Below are 15,355 nucleotides of genomic sequence, written 5' to 3'. Positions count from 1 at the left end.
TATTCAACAATTAAAGTTGACTCGATGTGTGGCCGATGCCTGTCGGGCCGGATGCGCCGCAGCGTACAGATCAACGTGGAGCAGGCGAGCAGGAGCCGGACGTGTCGCGACAGGGTAGGGATAAGTCCTGTTTGAATAAAATAGTAAAGTGGAATAGTATTCAACATAAATGAGGTATCCCTTCTGAGACGAAACGGGTTGGTAATGAAGCGTGAACCGATGCTCGAATGTGATGTGCTGGTGTTGGGCTCAGGCGCGGGTGGTCTGGCCGTTGCGGTCACCGCCGCTGTGCGCGGACTGCGTGTGATCGTTGCGGAAAAGGAGGCGGTTTTCGGAGGCACGACGGCGTGGTCCGGTGGATGGATGTGGATACCACGCAACCCGCTCGCCGTGCGCGCAGGGATCACCGAGGCGGCGCAAGCGCCGCGCACCTATCTGCGCAACGAACTCGGCTCTCATTTCGATGCGGCCAGAATTGGCGCGCTGCTGGAGCACGGTCCGCGAATGGTCGAGTTCTTCGAACAGCATACGTCGATGCGTTTTGTCGACGGCAACCGCATTCCAGACTTCCACACCACGCCGGGCTTTGGGACCGGAGGCCGCTCGGTCTGCGCGATGCCGTTCGACGGCCGCGAGCTGGGACCGTTGATCCACAAGCTACGACCGCCGCTCGGCGTCACGACGCTCAAGGGGATGGCGATCGCCTCGGGTAGTGACCTCGCTCATTTCTTCAACGCGACACGCTCTCTGCGTTCCGCACTGCATGTCACCCGGCGATTAGCGACATTTGCCGTGCATAAGCTTCGCTATGGTCGCTCGATGCATCTGGTCAACGGGCACGCGCTGGTTGCGCGGCTGCTGAAGTCGGCCGCGGACCATGGCGTCGATCTGCGCGTGAACGCGAAAGCCGTAGGGTTGCTTCGCGAGGCGGGTCGCGTGGTGGGCGCACGCGTCGAGATCGACGGTGTCGCCAACGAGGTGCGAGCTTTGCGCGGCGTCGTCCTGGCCTGCGGCGGCTATCCGCATGACGCTGCGCGGCGCGCGCAAACCTTCGCTTACACGCCGTCGGGACGTGAGCATTGGTCGGCCGCGCCACGCTCGAATACGGGCGACGGCATTCGCATGGGCGAGGCGATTGGCGGCCATTTCGATGCCGCGCTTGAAGCGCCGGCGGCGTGGGCGCCTGTGTCGCTCGTGCCGCAGCGAAATGGCCGGCCTGCCGTTGCATTCCCGCATCTGATCGAACGAGCCAAACCGGGTGTGATCGCGGTGACGCGCGCAGGCAAGCGGTTCGCCAATGAAGCGTCGTCCTATTACGACCTGATGAGCGCGCTCTTCGATACGACGCCGGCAGGCGAAGAAGTGTGCGCGTGGCTGGTGTGTGACCATCGTTTCCAGCGCCGTTACGGTCTGGGCGTGTCGAAGCCGTTTCCGTTTCCGAGTCGCCCGTATCGTCGTACGGGGTATCTCAAGCGGGCGAGCAGTCTCGCCGAGCTGGCAATACAGTGTGGCATCGATCCACAGGGTCTCGCGAGCACCGTGGCGGCCTACAACACGCATGCAAAGGACGGCGCCGATCCGCAGTTTCATCGCGGCTCCACACCCTACAACCGCGTACAGGGCGATGCCCGGCACAAGCCGAATCCGTGCGTCGCGCCGCTCGAAAACGGCCCGTTCTACGCGATCAAACTGCTTCCCGGCAGCCTCGGCACATTCGCCGGCCTCGCGACCGATGCTGCCGCTCGCGTTCTGGACAAGGAGAACCGGCCGGTGGCCGGACTCTACGCCGTCGGCAATGACAGCGCGAGTGTGATGGGCGGCTGTTACCCGGCTGGCGGCATTACGCTCGGCCCCGCGATGACCTTCGGTTATCTCGCGGGCCTTTCTCTCTCCGGTCTGAATCAGACGGAGTCGGTTGAAGAATCCTCACATCATGCGCAAGGACAAATGCAATGACTCTCTACGACGTAGTGACGCTCACCGTGAAAATAGGCTCGAATCCGCAGGTTTTCGAAAGCATCAGGTCAAGCGGCAAGCAGCCCGGCTCGACACTGTTCGGCTGCTGGTATTCGGACATCGGCGCGCTGGGGCAAGTGATGGTGTTGCGCGGCTTCGAATCGGAGGCCGCATTGATCACCGAGCGCAAGCGCATGCTGCTCGAAGGCAACCCGTTCGGTTGCGGCGAGTTTGTCACCGACGTGAAGATCGACAGCTACGCGCTGTTCCCCTTCCTGCCGCCGATCGAACCTGCCGTGCACGGCGGCATCTACGAGATGCGCGTCTACGGCACGAAGCTCGCGAGCCTGCAGCACACCATCGACGCGTGGGAAAAGGCGTTGCCTGAACGCACGCAGCGCTCGCCGCTAATCGGTGCGATGTATTCGCTCGATGGCACGGTGCCGCGCTTCCTGAACATCTGGGCATATGCGGGCGTCGACGAACGTTCGCGGATTCGCGCCGAAGCGGTGAAAGACGGCGTCTGGCCGCCCAAGGGCGGTCCTGCGCATCTGACTACGATGGAATCGACGATCTATGTGCCGGCACCGTTTTCACCGCTGCGCTGAACACGCTCTGCAATGAAATGACTAACCGAACCGAAGGAAACGACATGACACAGCACAACGCTCGCGCGCTTTCTCTCTCGGCGCTGACCGTGCTTGAGCTGACGCCGCCGCAAATGGTGGAATGCGCGGCGCAGGCGGGCTATGACTACGTCGGGTTGCGTCTGTTGCCCGCCACCGATCAGGAAGTGCGGCACGAGATCGTCGGCGATACGCCGTTGAAACGTGAAACGCTGGCGCGCTTGCGAGACACGGGCATCAAGGTGCTCGACGTGGAGATTCTCCGCCTGAAGCCGGACACCGATGTGACGGACTACGCGCCCATGCTCGAGACCGCGGCGGAACTGGGCGCACGCTACGTGCTTGTGGCGGGTAACGACCCTGACGAAGCACGCACGGCGAAGCGTCTCGCGCAACTCTGCGATCTCGCGAAACCGCTCGGACTGTCCCCCTCGCTCGAACCGATGCCGTGGACGAATGCGAAGGACATCACGCAGGGCGCTCGCATCGTCAAGGCAGCGGGCCGCAGCAATACTGGTCTCATCATCGACCCGCTTCACTTCGATCGTGCCGGTTCGTCGACTGCAGAACTCGCTGCACTGCCGCGCGAGTACTTTGGTTACGTGCAGTTTTGCGATGGGCCCGCAGAGCGTCCGACCGACCTCGAGACACTGCTGTTCCAGGCCCGCTGCGAGCGGATGATTCCGGGCGAAGGCGGGATCGATCTCGTAGGCATCCTGCGCGCGCTTCCCGATCATTTGCCGCTCAGCATCGAAGTGCCAACGGAGCAATGGGCGAAAACCGCGCCTGCGCTCGAACGTGCACGCAAGCTGCGCGAGGCGACGCTCGACGTGCTCGCCCGGGCTTACGCAGTGGACTGATGCGCGTGACAGGGTACGACGCAGTCCGTTGAAGCGCGCCCAAGATGCTGCTCGGACTGGCATCCATTATCGACAACAAGAAATAACCTTCCGGAGACAACCTATGAATGCTTCACTCAAGGCCAACCGGCCGAACACACGGGCGTCAGCTGTCATCGACGTACAAAAGCTTCTCGACGAACAGCCAGTCGGACGGTTCCAGATTCTCGTCCTGATGATGTGCATGGTCATCGTCACGCTCGATGGCCTCGATACCGTGATGATCGGTTTCATCGCGCCGGCGCTATCGGGCGCGTGGGCCATTCCACGCGATGCGCTGGGTCCCGTCATGAGCGGCGGACTGCTCGGGCTCGCTTTCGGCGCGCTGTGCGCGGGACCTCTTGCCGACCGCTTCGGCCGCAAGACGGTCATGACGATCGCCGTGCTGTTCTTCGGCGTGTGGAGCCTCGGTTCGGCGTTCGCGAGCAACGTGACCGAGTTGACCGTGCTGCGCTTTCTGACCGGCCTCGGGCTCGGTGCCTCCATGCCTAATGCGGCGACATTGATGGCCGAGTACGCGCCGCAGCGCTGCCGCGCACTGATGGTGACGACCGTGTTTTGCGGCTTCACGCTCGGTGCCGCGGGTGGCGGCTTCGTGAGCGCCTGGCTGATTGCGGCCTACGGCTGGCACTCAGTGTTGATACTCGGAGGCGTACTGCCGATTCTCTATGTTCCGCTGATGATCAAGTGGTTGCCCGAATCGGCGCGCTATCTGTCGCTCAAGGAGACGCGCCGTGCGCGGCTCGTGCGCGTGCTGAACCGCATCCAGCCGGACATGGCGGACGAAGCAACGCGTTTCGTCGCACAGGACACCCAGCAGCGCGAGCGCAGCCCGGTGCGCCTGATCCTGTCGCGCGACTACGTATTCGGCACGGTGATGTTGTGGATCTGCTATTTCGCGGGCTTGCTGACTGTTTATCTGTTGGGCAGCTGGCTGCCGACATTGATTCGGGGCGCGGGGTTCACGCTCGGGCAGGCGGCGATCGTCGGCGCGCTGTTTCAGGCGGGCGGCACGATCGGCTCGCTCGCAATCGGCTGGCTGATGGACCGCCTCAATCCCCACCGCGTGTTGGGCGCAACAGTGTTCGTGGGGGGTGTCTTTGCGTGGTACATGGGTTTGCCGGGGCATGGAATCACGGGTATCGGCATGCTTGCGTTCGGCATGGGCTACTGCATGAACGGCTCCAACACCGGCTTTTGCGCCTTGGCCGCCGGTTCTTATCCGACCCGCATGCGCGCCACCGGCACTAGCTGGATGCTCGGCATTGGGCGCTTTGGCGGCATTGCAGGGGCGATGCTCGGCGCCAGCATGCTGCACGCGAATTGGGGCTTCGGTGAAGTGCTCACGGCGCTTGCGGTTCCCGCAACGGTAGGTGCCGCGGCGGTGCTTCTCAAAGGCGCCCGCCATCGCGGCTCAGTACTGCGGGTTGAAGGCAGCGCAAGCCACTAGGCAATCGACGCGAACCGCAGTGCGATTTGCATCCGCTTGAGTTCCGGTGTGGAATCGTGTTCTCATTCGGTATCTAAGTCGAATTGAGAGTGCAATCCATGGCTGGGAATCTTGAGCGGGCATTGGCCATCATCGAACTGCTCGCGAAACAGGGCGGCAGTTTGCAACTGGCCGCGATCGCCGACACGCTGAATATCCCGCGCAGCGGCACGCATCGCTTGCTGGCCGAGCTCACCGAGGAAGGGTATGTGCGGCAGGACGAGCACGGCGAGTATGTGCTGGCGCTCAAGCTGGTCTCGCTTGCATTGATGTGGCTGTCCACCGGGGGTGTGCTCGATATTTCGCAGCCCGTGCTCGACCGGCTGGCGTCGGCCTCGGGCGAACTCGCGCGGCTCGGCGTGGTCGAGGACGATCACATTACGTTTGTCGGCAAAGCGCAGGGCGCTCGCTCCGGTCTTCGCTATGACCCGGACATGGGCAGTCAGCCGCCCCTTCACTGCACTGCGAGCGGGCAGGCGTGGCTGTCGAGCATGAGCGACGAAGAGGCGCTCGAGCTGGTTTCGCGCCAGGGAGGAATTGGCAAGGCGGGGCAGACCGGGCCGAGAGCGCCGAAGTCGATCCAGCAGTTTCTTCAGGATCTGGCCGGCGCGCGCAAACGCGGCTATGGCGTCGCAAGCGATACGTATGAAGTCGGCATGACCTCGATGGCAGCGGTGATCCGCCATCCAGTGACGGGCCTCGTCGTCGGCGTGGTGAGTCTGGCGGGACCGACGAGCCGGTTGCCGGATGCGCGGCTCAAGGAGCTTGCGCCTGCGTTGCTCGAAGCGGCATCGGATATGGGAGCGGCCACGCTCAGTTCGCCGTATTTCAAGCGCAGCCTGAAAGTGGTGCCCGTTGCTGCGGCGAGCGATGTGCGGCCCGTCGTGGCCAAGCGCAAAGGACGGCCTCGGGCGGCGTGACCGTGCGCGGAGCCGGGCGGGGCGCCCGGCTCGCGGTATGTTCATGTCGGTGAGCCACGAGGGCGCTCACCAAAAGTCTTCCTGTTTACAGATTCACCAACGGTTTCACACAGTCGCGCGCGGCGGCGGCGCGATTGCGTCGGACTGCTTCAGCGCAACCGAACCCGACGCGGCGCGTGCCGCATGCTTTGCGACTCGCCAGCCAAATACGATCGCGGGTCCGAGCGTGGTCCCAGGGCCGGGGTAGGTGCCGCGAAATATCGAGGCGAGGTCGTTGCCGCATGCGTAGAGGCCAGGAATGACATGGCCGTCGTTGTCGAGTACCTGGCCGTTGGCGTTGCCGGCCAGACCCGCGCTGCAGGCCAGATCGGCAGGCCAGACCGTCACCGCGTAGTACGGCCCCGGGCCGATCGGGCGAATGCACGGATTCGGCTGTTGGGCGGCATCGCCATTGAAACGGTTCATCGGGCTCGAGCCGCGGTGAAACGCGGGATCCAGACCCTGCGCCGCGTCGCGGTTGTAGATGCTGACGGTGCGCTCGAGTCCCGCCGCGTCGACCCCTAGCTTTCCAGCGAGTTCGGCCAGCGTGCCGCCCTTGATCAGATAGCCCGCCTTTTCAAAACTGGCGATACGATTGTGGCTTCGCTCGCGCATGAGCAGGCCGAGACCATAGTCGCGAACGAAGGCGGCATCCACGACCAGGTGGGCAGGCACGCTTTGAGCGTTGCCCGCGCTGCGCAGCATGCCCATGACGAAGTCGTGATACGAGTCCGACTCGTTGACGAATCGTTCGCCGAGCTTGTTCACCGCGATCAGTCCTGGTTTCGCCCGATCGAGAATGATGTGCGGCCAGATCCTGTCCTGTCCGTCGCGCGAACGCAAAATCGAGCAGGGCATCCAGAGGCCGGGACTATCGTGCCCATCATCGAGCTGCGCGTTGATCTTGAGCGCACTGCCTACGCCGTCGCCAGTATGCGTGTCGGGCGAAAGCGATAAGGGTTGGGCGCCGGCGGGGAACAGTTGCTTGCGCAGAACCGGATGGCGGGTAATGCCGCCGGTAGCAAGCACCACGCCGCGACGCGCGCGAATACGCTTGCGACCAGCGCCTTTCTGTTCGACCACAGCGCCGGTGACTTCGCCTTGCTCGATCACCAGCTCGATCAACGGTGTTTCGAAGCGGACCTCCACTTTCTGTTTGCGCAAGCTGTAGAAGAGCCGTGCGGCCAGCGCATTGCCCATGACAAGCTGAGTGCCGCGTGGATAGCGCAGCCTGTCCATCACGTAGCGGCCCACCACCGCCAGCGTGCGCGAGAAGTTCTTCCTGGAGGCGAACGGCGCGAGCAGCGCGTCGAGATCGGTGCGCGCCACCATCATGCCGCCGAGACCCATGAACTCTTTGCGTGGCGGTCTCACACGGACGAATTCGTCGCCGAGCAGGCGTCCGTCGAACGCGACCGGCGCGAGCGCGCGCCCACCGAAGGCCGCGCCGGGCCCCGTCACGTAATCCGGGTGCGCGGTCGCGGCGACGAATTTCACCTCGCTGATGCGCTGGAGTTCGTCGATCGCTATCGGCCCGCTTTCCAGAAACGCCTCACGCGCTTCGTCGCCGCCGCGATCGCCGACCACCGACGCGAGAAAACGCCGCGCGTCGTCGACGCTGTCGGGCACGCCCGCGCTCGCGCTCAATTGCGTGCCTGGCACCCAAGTCGTGCCGCCCGAGGTGGACGTGATTCCGCCGACGGCGTCTGTCTTTTCACACACGAGAACCTTGATGCCTTCGTGATGCGCGACCAGCGCGGCGGTCATGCCGCCTGCGCCGGCACCGAAGACCAGCAGGTCAACTTCCTCGTCCCATTGTGTTTGCCTTGCTTCGTTCATGCCTCGTGTGTCTCCGTCTGCTTTTGTACAGAAATGTGTAGAACAAGTTTTGTTAATGGAATAGTATTCCAAAAAACTCGAAAATCAAATATTTCCCTGTAGAGGAGGAGCGAGCGATGCGGATATTGGTGACGGGCGGGAGCGGGTTTCTTGCTGCATGGATCATGCGCCGTCTACTGGCGCGCGGTGTTGACGTGCGAGCGTTCGACCTGCACCGCGACGCGCGTTTGCTGGGCGAGCTCGCGCCCGATCAGGCAGGTGAAGTCGAATGGATGACGGGCGACATTGCTGTCGCGGGCGACGTGACCCACACGCTGGAGGGTTGCGATGGTGTCATTCATCTGGCAGGTGTGCTCACGCCCAGTTGCGCGAGCGACCCCGTACGCGGCGCGCAAATCAATCTGATCGGTACGCTGAACGTTTTCAACGCCGCGCGCGCGGTGGGTGTGCGCAGCGTGCTTTATGCCAGCAGCGCAGGCGTTTTCGGCCCTGACGACGGCGCGTTGCCCCGTCCCGAAACGCACTACGGCGCGTTCAAGCTGGCCTGCGAAGGCTCGGCGCGAGCGTATTGGAACGACTGCGGCCTCGCCAGCATTGGCTTCCGGCCACTCGTTGTGTATGGCGCGGGACGGGAAACCGGCTCGAGTGCGGGCCCGAGTCTCGCGTGCCGCGCGGCGGCTCGCGGCGAGGCGTACACGATTCCGTTCACGGGATCGACCGGCCTCGTATTTGCCGACGATATCGCCGCAGCGTACGAAGCCGCACTCTTCGCGCCGGCGCAAGGAGCACACGTGTTCACGCTCGCAGGGGAGATCGCCGCGGTCGATACCGTGATCGAGCTGCTGTCCGCGTTGGCGCCCGGCGCCCGCCTCGATAGTGCCGGGCCGCCATTGCCCATCGCCACCGAATTCCCGAGCGATCCGGCGCTCGGCCGTCTGCTTCCAGGTTTGCCCGCTACGTCGCTGGAAGACGGATTGCGACAGACGTTCGCGTTCTACCGCTCGCGGCGATAGGTTGGGCTCCGCTTGTTCTTGCGCTGATCGGTTGGTTCATTTGGGGCTCGTGTGAATCAGCGCAGTGGCTTTGCGGAGCGGGGCATCGTATATTTTGATTCTTGGGGATCGCAGGCGCATTGAATTGCGCGAAGACGGTCGTGCGACAAAGAACGTCGCATGAGCCCCCTAGTCAAGGATTGATGCATCCTAAACCATGGAGCCTCGAAGGCAATCAGATGGAACGTTTCGATTACGCACGCGAAGACACGGGCAATCTGGTCCTGCTCGAACATGTCAACCTCACGATACCGGACCAGCGCCTCGCGACTGCTTTCTATGTCAGCGGACTGGGACTCACCCGCGATCCCTTCTTGATGACCGGCGTAAGCAATATGTGGATCAACATCGGTCGTTCTCAGATTCACTTGCCGCACGGCGCCGCACAACGCCTGCGTGGGCGGGTCGGTTTGATCGTGGGCACGCGGCAGTCGTTGATCGAACGATTGCGCGCAGTTCAGTCAGTGCTTGAAGGGACTAGCTTTGGATGGAGCGAGCGGGCCGACTGCATAGAGGTCACCTGCCCATGGGGAAACCGGTACGACTGCCTTGATCCGCCCGCGTACCCAGCGCGCGCGCCGTGGTCGGGCATCGATCTCGGCATCGCTTATGTGCGACTCGATGTGCCCATCGGTTGTGCGGCGCCGATTGCGGGGTTCTATCGTGAGTTGCTCGATGCGTCCGTCGACGTGCGCGATCACAATGGTTCGCAGCAGGCGGTGATCGCGGTCGGCACGCATCAGCAACTTATCTACGCGGAAACACCTGATGCAAGCCCGGACTATGACGGGCACCACCTCCAGATCTATGTGGCCCAATTCTCCGAACCGTATGCACGGCTCGCAGCGCGCGGGCTGGCCTATGGCGAAGAGCCGCATCAATATCGCTTCGCCGACCTCATCAATGTCGCGAGCGGTGCGCATTGCTTCAGGCTCGAACATGAGGTTCGTAGTTTGCGGCATCCGCTCTATGCGCGACCGCTCGTGAACCGGAATCCGGAGCAGAGTAACCGGGACTATCGTATGGGTGGAGACGTGCGCAGCGGCGCGTTCTAGGCGGACCTCGCAACTGCGCCGATTCGGGGCCTTCATTCAGCCCGCCGGTTCACTATGTAGTGTTGCTTGGCCCGTACAACAGCGCGAGGCATTCTAGCGCCAGGCCTCTGAAGGAGGAGGCTCTGCACCCCACCAGGCGATTGCGCAGCCCTCGAGTGGGCAGAATGACGTTCGCATCTCCGCGACAGGCGGCATGATCCGACGATCGCCGCCTGTTCCGTGCCCGTTCGTCGCGAAGCATGCGGGGTTATCGCTATTTGTCGAGCGGGCTCACGCGTCGATAATCGACAATTATGACCATGCCGTGAATCGAGATGCGCGACCGAATTGACGACGAGATCACCTTTCGCAAGCTGGAAGTCCTGCTCGCATTTATGGAGACGGGAAACCTCTCGAAGGCGGCAGAGGCGCTGAACGTGAGCACGGTGAGCGTGCATCGCGCGCTGCATTCGCTCGAACAGGGCGTGCGATGCGCGCTGTTCAGGCATGAAGGCCGCAATCTCAAGTCGACGGAGGCGGCGCAAATGCTCGCCGATGTGGCGCAAGAGGTGCTCACGCTGATGTCCGATGGTATTCGCGCGACGCGTGAAGCCGCCGGCTATTCATCGGATCGGCTAAAGATCGGCTCGCTTTACTCGCTGACCATCAGGACTGTGCCCGGCATCGTCATCGACATCAAGGTGCGCCGGCCTACGCTTCAGGTCGAACTCGCGCTCGGGTCGAATGCCGAGTTGCTCGACAAGCTGAAGCAAGGCGCGGTCGATGCGGCGTTGATGGCCTTGCCGGATGCCGAGCCCGAAGTCGAATCCATCCCGCTGTTCGAAGACGACATTTTTTTCGCGGCGCCCGCTGGGTCGCCGTACGCGCATCAGGAAGCCGTCGATTTGCGGGACTGCCGCGATGAAACATTCGTTTCGCTCGGCGAGGGGTTCGTGACGTATCACGGATTTCTGGAGGCCTTCCGCGTCGCGGACTTCACTCCGAACGTGACGATGCGAGTCGGCGATATTTTTTCGCTGATGAACCTCGTGAGCGGCGGGGTCGGCTATACGCTATTGCCGGGCCGCGTGCGCGGCGTGTTCGGTGACAAGGTGCAATTCATTCCTCTCAAGCCGCAATACCTGATGCGCCAGACGATCGGTGTCAGCTTTCTGCGCGCCCGTGAGCGCGATCCGAACCTGCTGGCGCTCATGGCCGTCTGCCGTCTTCGTACGAGAAGCGTCGGCTGAGGTTGTCGCCTCATTCGCTCAGCCTTTCCCGTTCGATCAACGCGCTCAGGTCCGGTAGCGCGGTCTCGCTGCAACTCACGGCGATGCCCTCCGTGAAGATCGCGCTGCTCAAGCGGGTCAGCACGTTAGCAGGCGGCATCTCGACGGCCAGACGCGCGCCTCGTTCCCACGCAAGCCTCACCGTGTCATGCCAGCGCACCTGCCGCGCCATGTTGGTTGCCAGATCCGACGCGATGCGTGGCCCGTCGAAGAGCGGGCGCGCCATGCTGCTGCTCAGATAGACGATCCCGGGCGCACGCATGGCGACCTGGCCGAAGGCGTCGGCGAGCGCGGCCGCGGGTGCGTCGAGCAATGCGCAATGCGAAGGCACCGCTACGTCCAGACGCTCGCAACGTTGCGCTCCGCATTTGAGCACCAGCGTGGCGAGACGTTGCATGGCCGCATCGCTGCCCGCCACCACCATCTGCGTCTGTGCGTTGATGTTTGCCAGAAAGACCGGCATGGCGGCACTGTTCACTTCCGTGATCAAGCGTTCGAGCGCGCGCTGCGTCATGCCCACGATGGCAGTCATCCCATATCCGTGCGGGAAGGCTCGTTCCATCAACTGTCCGCGCAACGAGACGAGCCTGACAGCGTCGGCGTAGTCGAGCGCGCCGGCGATGACGGCGGCTGGATACGCGCCGATCGACAGACCGGTGACGATATCGGGCGCCTGACCGTGAGCGCAGACTACCCGTGCTTGTGCGACGCCTGCAATCAGCAGGCACAGTTGAACCGCGATAGTGGAGCGCAACGCGTTCGAATCGTCCAGCGACAGGGCGTCGTAGCCCAGCGAATCGCTGGCCTCTTCGAGCGCACGAGCGGCCTCGGGGTGATCCGGCAGCGTGTGCAGCATACCGGTGCGCTGGGCACCCTGGCCCGGAAACGTGAACAGTACGCTCATGATGCGGGTGACATGGTCTGCTCCTTCACGCGGCGCAGGCGGAGATCGCCGCACTCAAGCGCCGACCAGCGCTTTGGTCGCGAAGTAGAGCAGGGACGGTCCGAGCAGGCAGCCGACACCTGTGTGAAACGTGGCGATCAGCGCGCCGTAGGGAACGAGGCGGCGATCCGTAGCGGCCAGTCCCGCGCTCACGCCGCTGACCGTGCCGGCGAGCCCGCCGAAGATCATTGCCGAGCGCGGTGTCTTCAGTCCCATGAAGCCGGCGGCGAGCGGCGTGCCGATCATCACGATGATCGCCTTGATCAGGCCCGTTGCGATGCTGAGTGCAATCACGTCGGAGCTTGCTCCGATGGCCGCGCCGGTCACCGGCCCTACGATATACGTGACGGCGCCCGCGCCGATGGTCGTCATGCTTACGGCGTCGGTGTAGCCGAATGCATGAGCGATGCTCGCGCCGACGATGAACGGCAGCACAGTGCCGAGCAGCAGCGACACCACGCCGATGAGTCCGGCCTTGCGGGCTTCCGTTGCCTGCACCTCGAACGCGGTCGCGACAATGGCGAAATCACGCAGCATCGCGCCGCCCATCAGGCCGACGCCGGTGAAGAGAGGAAGGTCGGCGAGTCCTTTTTGTCCGCCCGTGAGGATGCCGCCGAAATAAGCCAGTACGAGGCCGATCACGATAGCAATGGCCGAGCCGTGCACGCGTCCAAATGTCAGCTTGCGCGAAATCAGCGACGACACCCACATGATGAGCCCCACCAGCGCGAACGAAGCGATGAGGCCGTTCTGGATCAATACTTTATCGAGCATATGCAACATGGTGGACCCCTGCTTCAGATTTCTTCGAGATGCGGCGCGTTCACGAACGACGTGCTGTCGCGACCGGTGCGGGAAAGAACGGCAATGCAGCAGGCGCAGACGGCGGCGGCGCCCAACGCCGAAAGCAGCGCGACTGGGCCGCCCTTGAGCGCGGCCACGACGTTCTGATTGGCGGCCATTGCCACGACGACGGGGATGTACATGGCGCCCCAGAAGCCCACGCCCGCTTCCGTTTCCTTCGGCAGCAGGCCCTTCTTGTGCAGATAGAGGCGCAGGAAGATCAGCAGCAACATGGCGATGCCAACGCCGCCGACATTCGTTTTCACGCCGATCGCGACCCCGAGCAGGTCGCCGAGAAAAAGTCCCGCCAGATGGCAGAACGCCAGCAGTGCAGTGCCGTAGATAATCATGTCGTGTCTCCAGTATTTGCTTTATCGGCTTGGGGTCCGCCGGGTTGGTATGTGCCGTGAGCCACGGCGCATCAGGGCTCGCGTCGCGGCGAGTTCAGTGCCATTGTTCGCGCAGCTTCTGCCTCACTTGCACCGACGCCGCGCGGTGCTCGCTGCCGAGCCGGCTGCCCAGACCGCGCGACGGGTCGGCGCGAATATCGTCGAACGCGGCATGCAGCGCCTTTTCGACGATGGATTGATCGGCGCCGGTCGGCGCATCGGGGTTGGTCACCTTCAACAGCTTCCACAGCAAGCCGAGCGACGCATAGCTGTCGATGTCGTAGGCCATCGGCGGGACGCGGGCCGTGAACGCTTCGAGATCGGCGACCGAGCGTAACGTGACGCGTGCGGCGGATTCCTTGCCCATCGCATGGACCATGACCTGCGGATCGGCGAGCGCGATGAGGCGATTGGCCTGATAGCCGTGCGCCAGAAAAGCGCCCGACATTGCCCGGCCGACGATCAGCCCGATCACCGGATGGCCGGCAAGGCGCGCGCTTGCGTATGCGTCGGCGGCACCGGCCAGGGCCTGATGGATGCCGTAGGCTTCCTCGCGCCGTCCATAGGCCTGACTTGCGACGTCGATCACCGCGACGATCGCGCGCTTCTCGCGGCGTTCGGCATCGGCATCGACAACTTCGCGCACCGCTCGCGCGATTTCCCATCCTTCGACGAGACCGACCTCGCCGCTGCGTGCCCGCGCGAACGGATTGTCCGGGTCCGGCACGACAGCAACGAAACGCGCCGGGTGTTCGCCGAGCCGTGCGTCGACGACCCGCACCGAAGGCGGGTAGCCTGGCCGCAATGGTGCACTGTAGGTGAGCGCATCCAGCCAGACGGCGCCGCGCTTCGAAAGCTCTTTTGTGCTCATGACTGGAACCCCTTGCCATAGATGGCGGCCGCCGCTTCCGGGCTGGCCTGCTCGTCCGGATTGATTTCGGAGAGCCGTTGCAGAAAGCCCGTGACCTGTTCGCTGCGACATGCGTGCGGACGTCCTGCGCGAAAGCGTGCAATCACAGCGGCGCGGATCGCATCGGTATCGTCGCCAACGTATACATCCACGAGCCCTGTGCGATATCGCTGTTCACCCCCCGTGAAGCTCCAGATCATCGGCCGGTCGCGCGAATCAAACTCCGCGATGCCCGCTTCCTGCTCGATCACGGCAGGTCCGTTCAGGCCGAGGCGCGCTTCACGCGTCGCGATCAGGCAACTGCAAAGACCCGCGGCGATCGACATGCCTCCGTAGCATCCGATCGGCCCCGCCGTGATCCCGATCACCGGCTGATAGCGCCGCAAATCGACGATCCCCGCATGGATCTCGGCGATGGCCGCGAGCCCGAGGTTGGCCTCCTGCAAGCGCACGCCGCCCGTTTCGAAAAGAATCACGGCACGCGTCGGAATGCCGTTGCGGTTGTCTTCCGCCGCGAGTTCAAGGCTGCCGGCGATTTTCGCCGCGGACACCTCGCCCATGCTGCCGCCCTGAAATCCTGCGTCGATGCCCAGCACGACGGCGGGCTGGCCGTCGATCGTTCCTTTTGCGACGACGGTGCCGTCGTCAGCCTGAGTCACGATGCCCTGACGCGCGAGCCATGGCGACCTGATGCGCTGGAACGGGTCGAGCAATTCAGTGAACGTGCCTTCGTCGAGCAACTTCTTCGCGCGCTCGCGCGCACTCAGTTCAATGAAGCTTTCGCGCTCGAGCATTTCTTCTGTATTCATGGTCTTTACGCTCCGCCTGTCCGGGTCAGCTCTTCGAATACCTGTCCGATCCGCATGCGCACGACGCCTGGCGTCGCACCAAAATCATTGATCTCGAGCCTCGCCGCTGGCAGCGAGCCGTCGCGAAAGATGCGCGTGAGCACGGCTTCCCAGACGCGGCCCATGCCGTCCACCGAAGTAGTGATGTTCACCACGGTGCGAGGGGCGTCGTGCGCTTCGAGCAGCACTTCGAGATCGCCCGACGCGACTACGCCGGCGAGCGCTCGGCCCCGGGCGGCCCGGCCCGCCGGGAATTCAAGGACGATGTTTTCCATTTGG

15 protein-coding genes are annotated in these 15,355 nt (G+C 63.5%); 8 read left to right on the top strand and 7 right to left on the bottom strand.

Annotated elements, in window-relative coordinates:
• Positions 1–204 precede the first annotated feature (204 nt).
• The 5 genes from P0D71_RS27300 (at position 205) to P0D71_RS27280 (ending at position 5,890) form a co-directional block, all read left to right on the top strand.
• On the top strand, positions 205–1,956 hold the full coding sequence (locus tag P0D71_RS27300; RefSeq protein ID WP_408483031.1) for an FAD-dependent oxidoreductase: 1,752 nt from the start codon (positions 205–207) through the stop codon (positions 1,954–1,956).
• Entirely contained in the window at positions 1,953–2,564 is a 612-nt protein-coding gene (locus tag P0D71_RS27295; protein ID WP_091806593.1) for an NIPSNAP family protein, read from the top strand. The genes P0D71_RS27300 and P0D71_RS27295 overlap by 4 nt, the downstream gene beginning before the upstream one ends.
• A 44-nt stretch (positions 2,565–2,608) precedes the next feature.
• Complete coding sequence (locus P0D71_RS27290; protein ID WP_408483029.1) at positions 2,609–3,442, top strand: sugar phosphate isomerase/epimerase family protein; 834 nt, start codon at positions 2,609–2,611, stop codon at positions 3,440–3,442.
• A gap of 103 nt (positions 3,443–3,545) precedes the next feature.
• The gene (locus P0D71_RS27285) at positions 3,546–4,931 is read left to right on the top strand and encodes an MFS transporter (protein WP_408483027.1); all 1,386 of its coding nucleotides are present in this window, start codon (positions 3,546–3,548) and stop codon (positions 4,929–4,931) included.
• A 98-nt stretch (positions 4,932–5,029) separates the two neighbouring features.
• Complete coding sequence (locus P0D71_RS27280) at positions 5,030–5,890, top strand: IclR family transcriptional regulator (RefSeq protein ID WP_408187286.1); 861 nt, start codon at positions 5,030–5,032, stop codon at positions 5,888–5,890.
• 105 nt (positions 5,891–5,995) lie between these two features.
• On the opposite strand, the gene P0D71_RS27275 is transcribed toward P0D71_RS27280, so the two are convergent.
• A complete protein-coding gene (locus P0D71_RS27275) occupies positions 5,996–7,768 on the bottom strand; it encodes an FAD-dependent oxidoreductase (RefSeq protein ID WP_408293876.1) in 1,773 nt (590 codons plus the stop codon).
• Between the two features lie 116 nt (positions 7,769–7,884).
• Between P0D71_RS27275 and P0D71_RS27270 the strand changes: the two genes are divergently transcribed.
• The 3 genes from P0D71_RS27270 (at position 7,885) to P0D71_RS27260 (ending at position 11,104) form a co-directional block, all read left to right on the top strand.
• A complete protein-coding gene (locus P0D71_RS27270; protein WP_408483025.1) occupies positions 7,885–8,781 on the top strand; it encodes an NAD-dependent epimerase/dehydratase family protein in 897 nt (298 codons plus the stop codon).
• Positions 8,782–8,999: 218 nt separating this feature from the next.
• On the top strand, positions 9,000–9,875 hold the full coding sequence (locus P0D71_RS27265; RefSeq protein ID WP_408483023.1) for a VOC family protein: 876 nt from the start codon (positions 9,000–9,002) through the stop codon (positions 9,873–9,875).
• Positions 9,876–10,189: 314 nt separating this feature from the next.
• Positions 10,190–11,104 carry a LysR family transcriptional regulator gene (locus P0D71_RS27260; protein ID WP_408187282.1) on the top strand — a complete coding sequence of 305 codons (915 nt, stop codon included), beginning with the start codon at positions 10,190–10,192 and terminating at the stop codon, positions 11,102–11,104.
• A gap of 10 nt (positions 11,105–11,114) precedes the next feature.
• On the opposite strand, the gene mdcH is transcribed toward P0D71_RS27260, so the two are convergent.
• The 6 genes from mdcH to P0D71_RS27230 form a co-directional block, all read right to left on the bottom strand.
• On the bottom strand, positions 11,115–12,047 hold the full coding sequence (gene mdcH / locus P0D71_RS27255) for a malonate decarboxylase subunit epsilon (protein ID WP_408483021.1): 933 nt from the start codon (positions 12,045–12,047) through the stop codon (positions 11,115–11,117).
• A gap of 54 nt (positions 12,048–12,101) precedes the next feature.
• Positions 12,102–12,869: a malonate transporter subunit MadM gene (gene madM, locus P0D71_RS27250; RefSeq protein ID WP_408483019.1), complete on the bottom strand. Its 768-nt coding sequence runs from the start codon at positions 12,867–12,869 to the stop codon at positions 12,102–12,104.
• A gap of 14 nt (positions 12,870–12,883) precedes the next feature.
• Positions 12,884–13,279, bottom strand: coding sequence for a malonate transporter subunit MadL (gene madL / locus P0D71_RS27245; RefSeq protein WP_408187279.1), 396 nt, complete (start codon positions 13,277–13,279; stop codon positions 12,884–12,886).
• Positions 13,280–13,373: 94 nt separating this feature from the next.
• Positions 13,374–14,189, bottom strand: a complete 816-nt coding sequence (gene mdcE, locus P0D71_RS27240) for a biotin-independent malonate decarboxylase subunit gamma (RefSeq protein WP_408483017.1) — start codon at positions 14,187–14,189, stop codon at positions 13,374–13,376.
• Positions 14,186–15,037, bottom strand: a complete 852-nt coding sequence (locus P0D71_RS27235) for a biotin-independent malonate decarboxylase subunit beta (RefSeq protein ID WP_408342133.1) — start codon at positions 15,035–15,037, stop codon at positions 14,186–14,188. Before P0D71_RS27235 ends, mdcE begins: the two co-directional genes overlap by 4 nt.
• 5 nt (positions 15,038–15,042) lie before the next feature.
• On the bottom strand, positions 15,043–15,351 hold the full coding sequence (locus P0D71_RS27230) for a malonate decarboxylase subunit delta (RefSeq protein ID WP_408187276.1): 309 nt from the start codon (positions 15,349–15,351) through the stop codon (positions 15,043–15,045).
• Positions 15,352–15,355 lie beyond the last annotated feature (4 nt).

Origin of the sequence: Paraburkholderia sp. RL17-383-BIF-A (genome assembly GCF_046028015.1) — a bacterium.
Taxonomy (GTDB): domain Bacteria; phylum Pseudomonadota; class Gammaproteobacteria; order Burkholderiales; family Burkholderiaceae; genus Paraburkholderia.
Note: the sequence above shows the minus strand (reverse complement) of the source record. Positions and strands in the feature narration are given on the sequence as shown.